General features: G+C 66.9%; 12 protein-coding genes. 6 read left to right on the top strand and 6 right to left on the bottom strand.

Features of this window, described 5'->3' with window-relative positions:
- The first annotated feature begins 361 nt into the window (after window positions 1-361).
- The gene (locus TVNIR_RS21160; RefSeq protein WP_335338107.1) at window positions 362-877 is read left to right on the top strand and encodes an ArsR/SmtB family transcription factor; all 516 of its coding nucleotides are present in this window, start codon (window positions 362-364) and stop codon (window positions 875-877) included.
- The gene (locus TVNIR_RS20260) at window positions 855-1,202 is read left to right on the top strand and encodes a hypothetical protein (protein WP_043739884.1); all 348 of its coding nucleotides are present in this window, start codon (window positions 855-857) and stop codon (window positions 1,200-1,202) included. Before TVNIR_RS21160 ends, TVNIR_RS20260 begins: the two co-directional genes overlap by 23 nt.
- 45 nt (window positions 1,203-1,247) lie before the next feature.
- On the opposite strand, the gene TVNIR_RS16970 is transcribed toward TVNIR_RS20260, so the two are convergent.
- Window positions 1,248-2,486 (bottom strand): spermidine synthase, encoded by a 1,239-nt coding sequence (locus tag TVNIR_RS16970; protein WP_015260305.1) that lies wholly within the window; start codon window positions 2,484-2,486, stop codon window positions 1,248-1,250.
- Window positions 2,487-2,749: 263 nt separating this feature from the next.
- Here TVNIR_RS16970 and TVNIR_RS16965 point away from each other — a divergent pair, with 263 nt between their 5' ends.
- The gene (locus TVNIR_RS16965) at window positions 2,750-5,200 is read left to right on the top strand and encodes a Lon protease family protein (protein WP_052316681.1); all 2,451 of its coding nucleotides are present in this window, start codon (window positions 2,750-2,752) and stop codon (window positions 5,198-5,200) included.
- Window positions 5,187-5,894, top strand: coding sequence for a hypothetical protein (locus TVNIR_RS16960; RefSeq protein WP_043740859.1), 708 nt, complete (start codon window positions 5,187-5,189; stop codon window positions 5,892-5,894). The genes TVNIR_RS16965 and TVNIR_RS16960 overlap by 14 nt, the downstream gene beginning before the upstream one ends.
- A 108-nt stretch (window positions 5,895-6,002) precedes the next feature.
- Here TVNIR_RS16960 and TVNIR_RS16955 read toward each other — a convergent pair whose 3' ends face one another.
- The 5 genes from TVNIR_RS16955 to TVNIR_RS16935 all read right to left on the bottom strand — a co-directional run bounded on the left by TVNIR_RS16955 (window position 6,003) and on the right by TVNIR_RS16935 (window position 12,396).
- The gene (locus TVNIR_RS16955) at window positions 6,003-6,866 is read right to left on the bottom strand and encodes a class II glutamine amidotransferase (RefSeq protein ID WP_015260301.1); all 864 of its coding nucleotides are present in this window, start codon (window positions 6,864-6,866) and stop codon (window positions 6,003-6,005) included.
- Window positions 6,867-7,075: 209 nt separating this feature from the next.
- Window positions 7,076-7,735 carry an L-fuculose-phosphate aldolase gene (locus tag TVNIR_RS16950; RefSeq protein WP_257720621.1) on the bottom strand — a complete coding sequence of 220 codons (660 nt, stop codon included), beginning with the start codon at window positions 7,733-7,735 and terminating at the stop codon, window positions 7,076-7,078.
- Window positions 7,736-7,748: 13 nt separating this feature from the next.
- Complete coding sequence (locus tag TVNIR_RS16945; protein WP_015260299.1) at window positions 7,749-10,703, bottom strand: bifunctional diguanylate cyclase/phosphodiesterase; 2,955 nt, start codon at window positions 10,701-10,703, stop codon at window positions 7,749-7,751.
- Between the two features lie 12 nt (window positions 10,704-10,715).
- Complete coding sequence (locus tag TVNIR_RS16940) at window positions 10,716-11,927, bottom strand: porin family protein (RefSeq protein WP_015260298.1); 1,212 nt, start codon at window positions 11,925-11,927, stop codon at window positions 10,716-10,718.
- Entirely contained in the window at window positions 11,896-12,396 is a 501-nt protein-coding gene (locus TVNIR_RS16935; RefSeq protein WP_015260297.1) for a type 2 periplasmic-binding domain-containing protein, read from the bottom strand. The genes TVNIR_RS16940 and TVNIR_RS16935 overlap by 32 nt, the downstream gene beginning before the upstream one ends.
- 643 nt (window positions 12,397-13,039) lie before the next feature.
- On the opposite strand from TVNIR_RS16935, the gene TVNIR_RS16930 reads away from it, so the two are divergent.
- Window positions 13,040-13,801 carry a PEP-CTERM/exosortase system-associated acyltransferase gene (locus tag TVNIR_RS16930; protein ID WP_015260296.1) on the top strand — a complete coding sequence of 254 codons (762 nt, stop codon included), beginning with the start codon at window positions 13,040-13,042 and terminating at the stop codon, window positions 13,799-13,801.
- Window positions 13,802-13,865: 64 nt separating this feature from the next.
- Complete coding sequence (locus TVNIR_RS16925) at window positions 13,866-15,449, top strand: phosphohexomutase domain-containing protein (RefSeq protein WP_237251680.1); 1,584 nt, start codon at window positions 13,866-13,868, stop codon at window positions 15,447-15,449.
- The last annotated feature ends 292 nt before the right edge of the window (window positions 15,450-15,741 follow it).

Genomic DNA, 15,741 nt, shown 5'->3' with positions numbered 1-15,741 from the left:
AGCGCATTGAACAGCCGAAGGCTGGCCCGCAGGGCGAGCGCAGCGAGTAATCCAGGCGGCGCGGGGGGACCATCGCCCTCTGGATCGCCACGTCCCGCCACGCTGCGCTCGCGGCTAAAGGCTTCGCTCCTCGCGATGACGCTGGTTTCGAAGATGGCCCAGTCCAGCTTGCGGAGCTTCCGTGATAATCAGGTACGGGAATGGGACACGGCTCTGAGTTCTCGCGTTGGAAAGGGCGGGGAGGGGCCCTCGCGACCTCAATGGAAGGACTGTATAAGGCTGGGCTCAGACCCCGGACCGGCCCCGAAAGTCTTTTCGCGACTCAAGAGAGTCTCCCGGCATTCGACGGCAAGGGTCCGCAATGATTCAGGTTCCGGCCTCCGTGGTTCACCGCCTCCAACTGCTCAGCGACGTGTGCGACCGCTCGGGAACGCTGGCGGATCGGAAGCAAATGACATATATTCCATCGGTACGCGGAATATTGGAGTACCAGATGCCTCGCTGCGAACACCCATCAGCCAGGCCCCCTGCAATCCCGGCGACCGAGCTTCTTGGTCATGCGGCCGAGTTTTTTCGGGCGATGGGCGACCTCGAACGTCTCCGTCTTCTCACGATGCTTCAGGAAGGCGAGCGTTGTGTTGGTGAGCTGGTCGGTGAGCACGAGAAACTCAGCACCGTGTCCGCGCGCCTGCAGGCCCTGCATCGCGCCCGACTGCTGCACCGGCGTCGTGAGGCCCGGCACATCTACTACCGGCTCGCCGACGAGCACGTGGCGAGTCTGTTGAACAATGCGCTGGAACACGCGGCGGAGCGGCTTGCGCCACCGTTACGACCCATTCCAGAGGACGATTCCGATGAGCTGCCAGAAACATCCTGATCACGATCACGAGCATGGCCCGGGTTGCGGGCACACAGCGGTAGAGCACGACGGTCACGTCGATTACTTGCACGACGGGCATCTCCATCATCCGCATGGGGACCATGTCGACGAACACGTGATCGCCGTGAGCGCAACCAACCCCGATCAATGCACGCCGGCCCACGACTGCGGCGGTCACGAAGCCGGTCACGTGCACGGACCGGGCTGCGGGCACGAGCCGGTGCCACATGGCGACCACATCGACTATCTCGTGAACGGCCATCTGCATCACCCGCACGGGGATCACTGCGACGACCACGGTCCCTTGAAGGTCGTCGGCTAACGGCGTTTGCGCACGCCAGACGCTTCGCCTGTGGGAGGGGTGCGTTCAGTTTCTCTCGCCCGAGCCGAACCCGGATGCACCGAACCCGGCTTGTCCGGCCGGTGAATCCGGGGAACGGGTCGCGGGAGTCACCACTTCGAGGAAGCCCAGCCACACGGCGCGTGCCTCGGCGCGCGTTCCGCGCACGCGGATCCCTTGGTACAGCGCATAGCGCAATCCGGCCTCGACATGCCGGAGCTGCCTCTCGTCCAGAGCTCGCAGGTACGGATCCCGTTCGGGCGGAAGAGCGTCGAACAGGGCCCAGCAAAGACGATCCCGGGCCACTCCGACCCCCCACTGCGCCGCGCCCGTCAACACAGCACGATGGGTGCGCGGTGCGAGGTACTCGATCAGCGGGCGGTCGTCGGTATTGATGAGGGCCTCGGCGAAGAAACGGCTCTCTTCGGGATTACCCGCGTAGAAAAGCAGGCCCAGCGCCTCGTAGTACTCGTCGGCCCCCTCGTATTCACCGAGCAGGCGGCGCGCGTTGCGAACCAGCACCTCCGGGTCGAGCGGTTCGGCCGTATTGCGGCCGAGCAACGCGACGATCGACCGACTCGGGTACAGGTCGCCGCGCCACAGGGTCAGTTCCGGAAACACCGAGGCCATGGTCGTGCCGATGATCGCCAGTTCCTGCATCGACACCTGGTACAACGGGATCCACTGCACGTACATTCCGCCGGGCTTCAGCCGCTCGGCCGCCAGCCGGTAATGATCCTGCGTGTAGAGGTTGCCGGTGCCCGCCTTCCAGGGGGTGAACAGGTCGGCAATGATGGCATCGAAGCGCTCGGGGCTGCGTGCCAGGCAATGGCGGCCATCCTCCGCGTAGATCGTTACCCGGGAATCATCGAACAGTCCGTTCACCCAGGGCTGGAAGCGGTCCCGCGCCAGATCGACCACCTCGCCCAGGAGCTCGCAGACCACCACGCGCTCCACTGGTAGCAGCAGCGCAGCGCCGGCGGTGATCCCGCTGCCCATGCCCAGGAAGAACACAGTCTCCGGGGGCGGGTGCACGAGCAGCGGGATCAGCGTCTGGTTGCGCTCGGCGATCGCGGCATGCGTGCTGCCGAGCGTGTAGTAGTTGTTCGCACGGATGCTGAGGCCATCCTCTCGCTCGATCACCGCGGCATGTGCGGCGTGCCCTTCGCGCAGCGCGACCAGCGTTTCGCCGTGGCTCGCATCCACCCGGACCGGAGAGGCCGTCAGATCGATTCCCGAGCGCGTGTAGACGAACCCCGTGGCCACGGACCGCGCCCGACCAGGATCAGGATTAGGCTGATTGGCGGCAGCCGCAGACGGCCCCCCATCGCGTGCCCCGCCCGGTGTTCAACGGCGCTGTCCAAGCCCCGGATCGGGTCCGCAACAGCGACAAACCCTCATCGAATTCCATGGCAGGTGCGCTCAATGCGCCGGCCTCGCGTAGCCCGGCATGCCGTGCGGCGTCTGAGGCGAGGGGATCTGCTATGTTCGTGGGAACACGGATGCGCTGGCCCCCCTGGAGGATGCTGATGTCTGAACCTCACGGAGATCGGGACTTGCCGGGCTCGCCCGTTGCGGAGGAACTCCGGCCGGATGATCTGCGCCTGGCGTGTCCGCCGGGCACTCTCGATTTCGAGACCACAGAAGACGTGGACGACCTGGATCGGGTGCTGGGGCAGGATCGCGCGCTGGAGGCGCTTCACCTGGGAATCGAGATCCCGCACCAGGGGTACAACCTGTATGTCCTGGGTTCGACCGGGCTCGGCCGGCGCACGATGGTCAACCGCCTGCTGCGCGAGGCGGCAGCGGGCCGGCCCGTGCCCAGTGACTGGTGCTATATCAACGATTTCGAGGCACCGCACCGGCCCCGGGCGCTGCGTTTGCCGCCGGGGCTGGGCCAGACCCTGCGCCGGGACATGCAGCAGGTGATGGAATCGATCATCACGGCGTTGGCAACGGCGTTCCAGAGCGAGGCCTACCGCGCCCAGGCGCAGGAGATCCACGACGATCTGAAGGAGCGCGATGAGCATGCGTTTGCCGCGCTGCGGGAGAAGGCCGAGGCGCGCAACGTGGCGTTGTTGCGCACCCCCGGCGGGTACACCCTGGCACCGATGCGCGACGGCGAGATCCTGAGCGCAGAGGAGTTCAGCAAGCTGCCGGAAGGCGAACAGAAGGCCACCGAGGAGGCGGTCGAGGAACTGAAGCAGGATCTTAGGCAGCTGATCGCCCAAATCCCGCGCTGGCAGCGCGAGGTCCGGGAACGTCAGAAGGAATTGAACCTGAGCGTATCCAGCCTGACGCTCGATCAGCACCTGGGCGAACTGCGGCGCAAGTACGAGGAATTGCCCGAGGTGCAGCGTTTCATCGACGCGGTGCGCGAGGATCTGCTGGAAAATTCTGAACAGATCCGCAGCCTCGGCGAGGACGAGCAGGGTGGTCCGAACCCGGCGGGGCAGGCGGCCCGGCAGCTCAACCGGTACAAGGTGAACGTGCTCGTGGATCATGCCCACCACCAGGGGGCGCCGGTGATCTACGAGGACAACCCCACCTACCAGAACCTGGTCGGGCGCGTGGAGCACACGGTGCAGTATGGCACCCTGGTGACCGATTTCACGCTGATCAAGGCGGGGGCCCTGGCACGGGCCAACGGCGGCTACGTGGTCCTGGATGTCGATCGGCTGCTGGGCCACCCGTTCGCCTGGCAAGCGTTGAAGCGGGCGCTGCGCGCCCACGAACTTCGGGTCGAGTCCCTCGAGACCATGCTCAGTCTCGCGAGCACGACGACCCTGGAGCCCGAGCCGATCCCGCTCGATCTGAAGGTGGTGCTGGTCGGCGATCGGCTGCTGTACTACCTGCTGCAGGAATACGATCCCGAGTTCGGCCGCCTGTTCAAGGTGGCGGCAGATTTCTCGGAGGATGCCCGCCGGGATGCCGACGCCACTCGGCTCTATGCCCGCCTGATCGCGACCCAGCAGCGCGCCGGCGGGCTGCGGCCGCTGACCCGGGACGCGGTTGCACGCGTGATCGAGCAGGCCGCGCGCCGGGTATCCGATGGCGAGCGCCTGTCGCTGCACCTGGGGTCGCTCGACGACCTCCTGCGGGAAGCCGACTACTGGGCCGGCAAGGCCGACTCGGAACGGGTGGACGAGGCACACGTGGACCGGGCAGTGGATGCCCGCATCCAGCGCCTGAGCCGGATCCGCGAGGACGTGCACGAGGCGATCACGCGCGGTATCCAGCTGGTGGACGTCGATGGCGACGAGGTTGGACAGGTCAACGGGCTCTCGGTGATCAGTCTCGGCGAGTTCAGCTTCGGGCGTCCCTCGCGCATCACCGCCACTGCGCGCCTGGGTGACGGCGAGGTGGTCGATGTCGAACGCGAGGTCGAACTGGGCGGTGCGATCCACTCCAAGGGGGTGCTGATCCTGTCCTCGTACCTCGCCTGGCGGTACAGCACTGACCAGCCGCTGTCGCTCTCCGCGAGCCTGGTCTTCGAGCAGTCCTACGGCCCGGTGGAAGGAGACAGCGCCTCGGTGGCCGAACTCTGCGCACTGCTCTCGGTGTTGGCCGGTGTGCCGGTGCGCCAGTCGCTGGCGGTCACGGGCTCGGTGAACCAGCACGGCGTGGTGCAGGCGATCGGCGGCATCAACGAGAAGATCGAGGGCTTTTTCGATGTGTGTGCGCGGCGTGGTCTGACCGGGCATCAGGGTGTGGTGATGCCGGCCAGCAACCGGCCGCACTTGATGCTGCGCCGGGACGTGGTGGAAGCGGTTCGAGCCGGCCGGTTCCATGTCCACGCGGTGAGCCACGTGGACCAGGTGGCGGAGTTGCTGACCGGGCTGTCCGCTGGAGAAGCGGACGCGGAGGGGCGCTGGCGCGCGGACAGCCTCAATGCCCGGGTACAGGCCCGACTCAGCGAGTTGGCGCGCCTGCGTCAGGCTTTCTCGGCACGTGGCGGTGGTGGAGATGACGGAGCCTGAGTTGCGCCTGCGCCGCATCCTGCTGGCGCTGGATGCCGGCGGGGCGGTGCCGTCCGCGCTGTCGCTGGCCGTGACGATCGCTTCGCGCTTTGGTGGACAACTGGAGGCTTTGCTGCTGGCGCAGGCCGAACTGACCCGCGCCGCGGAGTTTCCCTTCGCGAGCGAAGTGAGTCTCCTGTTCGGGCTGGAGCGGCCGTTGAACGCGCCAATCATGAGGCGCAGCCTGCAAACGTTGTCGGCACGGGTACAGTCGATGATGACGCAGCTCGCCGATCCGGCGCGGATCCCCTGGTCGCTGCAGGTCACCGAGCGCAGGCAATGGGAAGGGCTCCTGGCGGCGCCGGGTGAAGGCAGCCTGCTGGTGCTCACCCACGCGGGCCATCATGTACTGGCATCGCTGGCCCCGGCACCGGGTGGGCTGTACCTGCTGCACGACGACAGTCCCGCCGGGCAGCTGGCGCGGGCACTGGCGGTCGCGCTCGAGCCGCAGTGCGCGCACACGCGCTGGTCGGATCCCGGGGACGCCGGATTGTCGCCGGCCGCGGACGTGCCCGAGGTAGCCCGCCTGCTCGCCGATCTGCGACGGCTTCGGCCCGGGATCCTGATCCTGCCTGCGGCGCGGTACCGGGAGATCGAAGGGGTGTTGCGGCCGCTGATCGCCCGGCTTGAATGCACCGTCCTGCTGGTTGGCTGAAGCCATCGCGGTTGGCGGCGTTCCAGGGTCCGCGCGGGGTTGGGGGTTGACGCCACCAAGCGCGTGTACGACGGGCGCCAGCGCCGGTCGGCCGCGGCGCGGGCCTGTTCAGGATTCGGCCAGTTGCGGCCCGCTCGACTCGGGAAGCGCGGCACCCGTGCGGGACAGGATGCGGCCTCCGGCGATCGCGAGCACCTCGCCCGCTCCGACGGGCTCCCAGCGTTCGGCGGTCAGCGGGACGCTGGCGATCAGCGTCACGCGCTGGTGTGCTTCGGTGAGGCCGAGGGTCAACCCCTCGATCGGTTTCGGGGCGCGGCCCTCGATCTTGGCCGGGCAAGTCCGGCAGAGGGTGAACAACCCCGGTGGCTCGATCCGGCCGCAGGATTCCTGGGTCCGCTCGTGCCCGTGCGCGAACAGGTATTCGCTGTCGGAGTAGAGGAAGTTGGCGGGGCCGAACGGCCGCAGTAGCGCCGCGAAACGGCGGACCACTTCCAGGCGCAGATCCAGCGGCGGGGGTTCTGGGGCCTCCCACAGCGGCGCCAGGCGCGCCAGCAGCAGGCAGAATGCGTGTTCGGAATCGGTGTCGCCGATGGGCCGGAAACGTCCGAGGTCGGGCGCGGTGGCTTCCTCGATCCCGATCAGGTCGCCATTGTGGGCGAACACGTGCATACGTCCGCCCAATTCGCGTGCGAACGGCTGCGTGTTCTCTAGCGAGACGGCCCCCTTCGTGGCTTGGCGCACGTGGGCGAGCACGAGCCGGCTGCGGTACTGCTGTTCGCTCAGGAAGCGGATTCCGCTGCTCTGGCTGGCGGCCCCGGTCTCGCGCAGCCTGCGCACGTCGCGGCCCGCGTAGAACGCTGCACCCCATCCATCCTTGTGCGGGGCGCGCAGTCCGCCGCGTTCCGAGAACGCCTCAAGCGAGATCGACAGTGTTGCCGGTTCAAGGCTGGACATCGCGAGCAGTTCACACATGCGGAGGCCCCGCAGGGAATCGCAGCGCGTTCTCGCGCGAGGCGGTCGATACCGGGTGCTGGCGGTTGCGAGGCGGCATGGAAAAAGTATCAGTGGCCGGCGGGTCCGGGTCAAACCCAACCGCCGAGAGGTCTCCATGACAACGGGCCTCAGGGGTCTGTGCCGCCGGTGGGCCGCACAGGATCCGGAGTGACACGCGGTCCGCGGGGTCAGCGCGGGCCGTAATGGCGCATCTTCCGGACCACCCGGTCGATTTCGACATCAGGCAGCAGGCGCGGGCCGCCGAGGCCCAGGCTCAGGATGTACTGGTGGGCCAGTGTCTCCACCTCCCCCGCGAGCCAGAGGGCGCGCTCGAGTCCGGGTCCGGTCACGACGACGCCGTGATTGGCGAGCAGGCATGCGCTGCGATCTTGTAATGCCTCGACCACGTTGCGGGACAGCGCGTCCGTTCCAAACGTCGCATAGGGGGCGCAGCGGATGTTCGGCCCACCCGCGGCCGCGATCATGTAGTGGAGTGCCGGAATCTCCATGCCGCAGATCGCAAGGGCCGTGGCATGGAGGGAGTGGGTATGCACCACCGCAGCGATCTCGGGGCGGGACCGGAGGATGGCGAGATGGAAGCGCCATTCGCTGGAGGGCCGCTGACCAGGGTTGTGTTTGCCGCGGGCGTTGATGAAGACCATGTCTTCCGGCAGAAGCCGTTCGTAGGCGATTCCCGACGGCGTGATCAGCATGCCGTCGCGCCAGCGGGCGCTGACGTTGCCCGACGTGCCCTGGTTGATCCCCTCGCGGTTCATGCGCAGGCAGGTGTCGATAATGCCTTCCCGCAGCGACCGTTCCGCAGTGTCTGTTCCGGATTGACGCACGATTGACCTCGCGCCCCTATTTCGACCCGCTCCTGCGCGGAGATCGGGGGCTGGTGTTCGTGGGGAGGCGAATGACGCCGGATCCGCGCTGTTCGTCAGCGGCGAGGATCTGGCCGAAGGCCTCGGAAATGGGCATTGGATGGCTGATGAAAAAGCCCTGTGCATAGGTCACGCCATATTCTCTGAGCAGTTCCAGCACCTCGGCGCTGCCGACATACTCGGCCACCGTCTGTTTGCCGAAACCGTGCGCGATGTTGATCATCGCCTGCACCAGCAGGCGATCGTCGGGATTGCGTTCGAGATCCCGGATGAACAGCCCGTCGATCTTCACAAAACTCGCGGGCAACTGGCGCAGATAATGGAACGAGCTGAATCCGACACCGAAGTCGTCCAGCGAGAAGTGGCATCCCAGTTCGCGGATGCGGGAGATCATCCCCTTGGCCTTCACGAAATCGGTGACCGCGGCCGTTTCCGTGATCTCCAGTGTCAGGTGCGAGGCATCGATTCGATGTCGCTGGAGTTCCTTCGCCAACATGTCGTAGAGGTCGTCGGAATGCAGCGAATGGGCCGACAAATTGACTGCCAGATGCAGATCCGGGCGGGATCGGTGCAGCCGGCGCATCAGGTCGAGCGCCTCGCGCAGAACCCAGCGGTCCAGTTCGACGATCTGCCGGCTATGCTCGGCAATCGGGATGAAACGCCCGGGAGACACCAGTTCCCCGTTCGGGCCGCGCATCCGTACCAGCAGTTCGTAGTGGTTGACGTGGTCGTCGGCCAGACGCAACAGCGGCTGCGCAAACAGTTCGAACTTGCCTTCGGCCAGCGCATCGCGCAGATATTCGACCCAGTAAACGCGTTCCTGCACCGCCTCCCGGACCTTGTTCGCGGTGGGCAGGATGTGCCAGTGCCCCGGGCCGGCGTCCTTGGCCTGGTACATCGCCAGATCGGCGCTGGCCATCAGGTCGAGGGGGTTGTCGCCGTGGCGCGGGAACAGCGCCACGCCGACGCTGGCTGTGGTGCGGTGGCGCAGCCCCCCCACGGGCAGCGCCACGCGTTCGAGCCGCCGGGCCACGCGTTCGGCGAGGGCGGTGGCCTGGGGTTCCTCGGCATCCCGCAGCAAGATGCCGAATTCATCCCCTCCCAGCCGCGCGACCATCCCGTCGGCACCGACGACTTCTTCGAGCGCCTCGGCGACCAGGTTGAGCAGCTGATCGCCCGACTGATGGCCGCTGAAGTCGTTGATATCCTTGAATTGGTCCAGATCCAGGAACAGGATTGCGCCGCGCGCGGACGGGCGTTCGAATGCCTTGTCCATCGCCGCCTGGAAGGCACGCCGATTCGGGAGGTTGGTCAGCGGGTCGTGGCTGGCGAGCCAGCTCAGGCGCTCCTCGGCGGCCTTGCGCGCAGTCACGTCGAGCCCTACCGAGATCACCGTGGCGTTGCCCGTTTCCGCGTTGTGCAGCGGGGCGTGGTACCAGGCGACCGTGCGCGGCTCGCGGTCGCTTCCGAGTAGTGCGGTCTCCTCCTGCGAAAGCGGCTCCCCGGACGCTTGGTCTGCGCCGCCGTTCATGAAAATGTCCCGGAAGCGCTGCCCCCGGATCTCGTCTGCGGACAGTCCGACCAGGCTCTGGCCATAGGCGTTTACCAGGGTGATGCGTCCGCCCGCGTCATGGGTCACGATGATCACCCGCGCCGTATCGAGCAGCCGGTTCACGAAATCACGCTGGCGACCCAGTTCCGCCATACGCGCCGAGAGTTCCCGGTCGCGGGCCTTCACGCGCTCCTCCAGAGCCTCGAGCTGCGACGACAGATCCAGGGTAACGACGTCCATCAGGTCGATCTCGTCGGCAAGCTGCCTTCGTGGCTGCCCGACGGCCCGCCGTACCGCCTGGAATTCCCCGCGGGCCAGCAGCGGAAGCTGCTCCGATAGCCTGCGCAGGCGATCCATCGGTCCCCACAGGATGCCCAGGAGCAGCAGTTCGGCGGCGAGCCAGCCGCTCAGTGCGACTGCGAGGGCGGTACGCGTGTCCTGCCGGATGGCTTGCATCTGTTCGGTGATGTCGGAGATCAGCAGCAGGTGTCCCGCGCGGCTGCCGGGAGTCACCTCCAGCGGCAGGGCGGTCAGTTCGTAGTGCTGATCCTGCCAGTCGAGTTGCCGCGGGCTGTGCACCAGCGTCTCCAGCGGCCAGAGTTTACTCGCCGCGTGCAGGACGGGCCGGGTGTGGAGTTCTCCGGTCAGGATCGCCACGTTGCCTGACCAGGGCGCGAGATGCCGTTCCGGAACGAGATCGGGATCCGGATGGGCGCGATGGATCAGCAGCCCGATGTCGCTTCCTGAGATGCGCTGGGCGTTCAACGCGACCTCGGCGAGCGAGCGCGACAGCACCACCGCGCCTCCGAGCACGCCTTCCACCAGCAGCGGCACGATCGCGTACTGGCGGCATCGGGTTTCGCACCAGAGCGCGTGGCGTGGGGCCTGTTGCTGCAGGGCCTCGCGAATCCAGTCGGTGATCGGAGGTGCTGCACCGCGTTCGGGATGGCCCAGCGGCTCGCCCCAGGTCCCGAGGTGCTCGCCTTCGGCCGAGAAGATCAGTACCTCGTCAATGCCCACCTCGAGCTGAATCACCGGCCACTGCGGATCGAACGAGGCCGCGACGGCCGACCGATCGCGACGTTGCAGCGCCGGACCCATGCCGCTGAGTGACGGGAGCAGGGAGCCCAGTTGCTGCAGGTGCTCCCGGGAGCTGACCATTGCCACTCGGCTTTCGCGTGCCTGCCGCTCGTGGATCACCTCGCGGTGCTGCTCAAACTGCAGGTTCAAGTTCGCATGGCTGAGCAGTGTGTACATCACCGCGAGACCGAGCAGCACCAGGCTGGTTAGTAACAGCGCCCGCCACTTCAGGCTCAGGAACGGGCGCCGGGACCGGCTGGTGCGGGTCGGCCTCGTCGAAGGATGTACAGGACCGGGCATCGTGATCGCGGATCAGAAGCGCAGGGAGGCCTGGCCCAGCAGCATGTCCCAGCGCCGCGAGGTCGCGGTGGGGTCGGGGTTGTCCGGGCCGGGCAGCCAGCCGGTGCCATCCACCCGGTGGTACTCGGCCGCGAGCATCAGATTTGGGTTGACCTGCCACTGCAGGCCGACGCTCCAGTCCTTGGCGAAGCGCGTGTGTGCGGGCAGTCCGGTGGCCTGCGCGAACCGCTGGCCGGACCGGTCGTTGTGATCGGTATAGAGGACGTCGTAACGCAATCTCCATGTCCACTCGTGGTTCAGGCGGCGGGAGTACTCCAGGTAAGCGCTTTCGCCGGTTACGTCGAAATCCATGAACGGGGGGTTGAAGCCGGCCAGGCTCGAAGGACGGCGGGCATACTCGCCGGTGAGACTCCACTGCTCCGCGTTGTATTGCAGCGAAAGGATCCAGGGTGTAAAGCTGAACTCCACATTGCCGGGCCCGTCGGGGGGCGAACGGAACCGGGCACCGGTGTCCGCAGCGCTGAGCGCCGCGATGATGCGGCCTCCGTCATGTTCGTACAGGGCCTGGCCGATCACCGACGTCTTGCCCCGGAACGATCCCGGTTGTTTGCTGCCCATCGCGACCCACTCCAGGTCTTCCCCGGTCTGCGGCCTGCCGATCCCGAGGCGCAGGCGCACATCGCCCGCCGGGAGGTTGCGGTCCGCGTAGACCGCGACGCCATCACTCGACAGCGCCAGCGACCGGGTGCGGTCGAAATAGATGGACTGCGGAAGCAGGATTCCCGGCCGGGTGAATGCGACATCCCGGGTCTCGTTGAACAGGCCGAAGGGGTTCTTCGCGCGTCCGACCCGGATGCCCCAGTGGCCGTCGGGTCCCGCGTGCATCTGACGGTCGACCAGCAGGTAGTCGATGGCCGGCTGGGCATCACTGCGTTCTCCGCCGGCGCGGCGGCTGATCACCTGGCCGGCGATCAGCGTATCCGGCCGTGGACGTACCGAGGCATTGAGCCCCAGTTCGATGAACTGCAGGCTCGGGCGATCGCTGCTGGGCCCGAAGAAATTGTTCTGGTCGGTCACCACGACGCCTTGGGTCGCGAACCCGTGCAACTGCAGATTCGTTGGACGGGGGGCGCTCTCGCCGGCCCCGGCCTGCAGCGGCGGGAGCAGCAGGATCCCGGCGAAGGCGGCTGCCTTACTCCACCGGGATGATTCGAACGCGCGCATTGATTGCCTCCCTTGTCGCGTAGCCGACGGCGCCCGGTGTCGAGGCCACCCGTTCCACCATTTCGGTTTCGCTGTTGACCCGTTGCGGCGCCTGGCCGGACCCGGAAAAGATCTGGCGGTCCCAGGCCAGCCGAAGCTGGTGCGGGAAGGCACCCAGCACCACCTTCGTGAACTGGACGTGCACCGGGTGATCATCCGGGAGAACGAATACCCGCGCGGCCTGCCCATCCGGCCAGCTGCGTTGGCGCATTGCGAAAATGGCTCGAACCGAATGCGCCGCCAGTGTTTCGGCCGACAGGTCGGCATGCCCTACCACCAGCACGTCGTCGGACGCAGACGCCGCGGGCATCAGGAGCACGAGGATCACGCCTGCCAGGATCGTCGCCAGCATTCGTCCCCCGGCCGTCGTGGCATCGGCCACGGCCATCCCGAACGGGATGCGACCGGACCGGCTCCGTGCAGCGCCCATGAGCCCCTCGCTGATCGGGTGTTCACTCCCTGGTGCAGCGGCACTGGCAACGCTGAATTCGACAAGCCGCATGTCCCGATATCGTACTTCATGGACTATAGGGCCGTATGGCAGGGGCTGCAAAGATTGTGTCCGGAAGAATGCCTGTTCGATTCATTGCCCCGCGACCGAAAATCACCGCCGGCGTCGGCCGCGGCTTCCCCGGGGGCAGGCCCATTACTCGCGGTACCGGATCAGCCGGCGCCTGCAAGCTCCTCTCCTTGTCAATGAATGCGATCGATCGCGTGGGACGTTCCAGCAGACCGACTATTCCCCATCGTGCCCTGATGTGGCAAGCTGCCATTGCAATGGATCGGGTGCGGGGCCGTGTATTGTTTGCAATGGCGAAGCCCTCTGGACCGTGCATTCAATAGGGCGGCCGGGGTTCGCCAGGCTTGCAAGAGCGCGCTTGCAGGAACAGAGGTTGAAGCGCATTCGAGGTGCATCGATCGACGCGGGGAGATGCGGAGGGTCATGCCGGAAGTGATGTCGGGCGGGGGGCTCCACGGATTTGGCAGCGGCCCGGGCAATTCGTCGGCTCACGTCACGCAGGCCCATATGTGTTGTTCGGCGCGCGGATGACCAGCGACGCAAAGGGGGTGGCGTGAACGATGTATCCCTGGTCCAGACTTTCGGTAAATACTTCGATCTGGTGGTGCCCGCCGAGGGGTCCGAGGAAATGAACGAGATCTTCCGGATCCGATACGAGGTCTACTGCCGGGAATTCCATTTCGAACGCGAGGAGGATTGTCCCGGGGGAATGGAAACCGACGAATATGATGCACGGTCCTGGCATTGCATGATCCGCCACCGGCCTACCGAGCATGCCGCAGGCTGTGTCCGGCTGATCGGCTGCGACCCGGGGGAGCCCTCGAGTCGCCTGCCGCTGGAAAGCAAGTTCGGCGACAGCCTCTTCCACTCGGAACTTCGCCCGGATCTGATGGACCGTGGCACGATCTGCGAGATCTCCCGCCTGGCGGTTCATTCGACCTTCCGTCGGCGGGTCGGCGAGTTGAGCACCCCGCTCGGCAACCTGGCGTCGTTCAGCTTTGCTCCCGACCAGACCCGGACTTTTCCCCTGGTCACGATCTGCCTGTTCATGGCGGTCCTGATCGTCGGCGGGGCGCAGGGCAAGGAGCACGGTTTCGCGATGATGGAGCCACGCCTCGCGCGATTGCTGAAGCTCAGCGGCTTCCGTTTCACCCGAATCGGCGAGACCGTCGACTACCGTGGCACGCGGGCCGCCTATTACATGGACCTCGCGCGTGCCCTCCGGGTGGTTCGTGCGTCGCGTGTTCTCGGCAAGCTCTACACTGCGGCACAGCGTCGGCTGGAGGGAGCGACGGGTTGGAGGCAGACGGCGTGAACGGGTACGAGGCCGGGAGAGCCGTCGTGGTTGCGAGTGTCCGATCGGCAGGGACCGCGGCAACGTGGCTGCGGGAAACCCGATACCGCGGGTGGGGCCCGATGGTCGGCTGATCACGATCATGGACTGGAAGGCGCTGCAGAACGGTTCGGATATCCGCGGCATCGCGATGGGCCCGCGCGCGGAACTGACCCCCGAGGTGGCGCATCGGCTGGGCAGGGCATTCGCCGCCTGGCTCGCCCGCTCGCTCGAGCGGGCGCCCGAGGGGCTGACCGTCGCGGTCGGTCGGGACAGCCGCCTGACGGGCCCGGACCTGATGTCGTCGCTGATGCAGGGGCTGGCCCGTGACGGGTTGCGGGTATTCGACCTGGGGTTGGCCTCGACACCTGCGATGTTCATGAGCACCGTGACGCCCGGCTATGCCTGCGACGGGGCCGTGATGCTGACTGCGAGCCATCTCCCTCCGGACCGCAACGGCTGCAAGTTCTTTACACGCCAAGGCGGCCTGAACCGGGACGATGTCAGCGTGCTGCTGGAACTGGCGGAGTCCGGCGACTTCCTGTCGGCACCCGGCACGGGAGCGATCATGCCGGTCGATTTCATGACGGTGTACGCGCGCCAGCTGGTCGAGCGGATCCGGAACGGGGTGGCCCATCCGGAGCACCCCGAGCGGCCGTTGCAGGGCCTGCGCATCGTGGTGGACGCCGGGAACGGCGCGGCGGGTTTCTTCGTGGACCGCGTGCTGCAGCCGCTGGGCGCGGACACCACCGGCAGCCAGTACCTGGAACCCGACGGCACCTTCCCGAACCATGTCCCGAACCCTGAACATCCGGATGCGATGGCCGCTCTCACCCAGGCGGTGACGGCGCAGCGCGTGGATTTCGGAATCGTGTTCGATCCCGACGTCGATCGTGCGGCCGCGGTGGATTCCGACGGCCGCGCGATCAACCGGAACCGGCTGGTCGCCCTCGCCGCGGCGATGGTGCTGCGCGAACATCCGGGTTCCACCGTGGTGACCGATTCGATCACGTCGGACGGGCTGACCGACTTCATCGAGCGCGATCTCGGGGGCGTGCATCGCCGGTTCAAGCGCGGCTACCGCAACGTGATCAACGAGGCGCTGCGGTTGAATGCCGCGGGGCAGGAGTGCTGGCTCGCAATCGAAACCTCCGGCCATGCGGCATTGAAGGAGAATCATTTTCTCGATGATGGCGCCTACCTGATGGCGATGCTGCTGATCGAACTGGCCCGGGCCCGGCGCGAAGGCCGAAGCCTGGGCACGCTGATCGCAACACTGCGTGAACCGGCAGAGAGCGCCGAGATCCGGATCGGGAACGACGACCGTGATTTTCGCACCAGCGGCAACCAGGTGATCGACGCGCTGCGCGCCCGGGCCGGCGTCGAGCCCGACTGGAAGGTGGTGCCTGACAACTACGAGGGTGTGCGGGTCGCTTGCCGGGGTGCCGGCGAGCGGGGCTGGTTCCTGCTGCGCCTCTCGTTGCACGATCCGGTGCTGGCGCTGAACATCGAGTCCGAAACCCCCGGTGGGGCCGGCCGGATCGCGCACCGCCTGCTGCCGCTGCTGCAGGGGTTCGACGCACTCGAACTGTCCGCGCTCGAAACGGCGGCGAAAGGTCCGAGCGGCTGAGCGCCCGCGGAAATCCGTAGGCTGCTGCGGTGGTCTTGGTGGTCCTGAAGGTGCCCGGCATGGGAGCCGGCACCGAGGCCCCGGCTCGGGATCCGGTGGCCCGGTCGTTCGGTTTCGGGATCGGCCTGTTCAACGCGGCACGCGTTTGCGGCTCCCGAGCGCTGACCGGCACCGATGCGGTCCCGGGTGGGCTCGAGCAAAACGGTGTGGCTCTGGGCCGGTCCGGGCCATCGGCGCATCCAGCGGAAGGAACTGCCGCATCCCTGCGTCCTGATTGTTCAGGGGGTGCCGG

The sequence above is a fragment of the Thioalkalivibrio nitratireducens DSM 14787 genome (assembly GCF_000321415.2).
Lineage (GTDB): Bacteria > Pseudomonadota > Gammaproteobacteria > Ectothiorhodospirales > Ectothiorhodospiraceae > Thioalkalivibrio > Thioalkalivibrio nitratireducens.
This window is presented reverse-complemented; position numbering and strand designations above follow the sequence as displayed.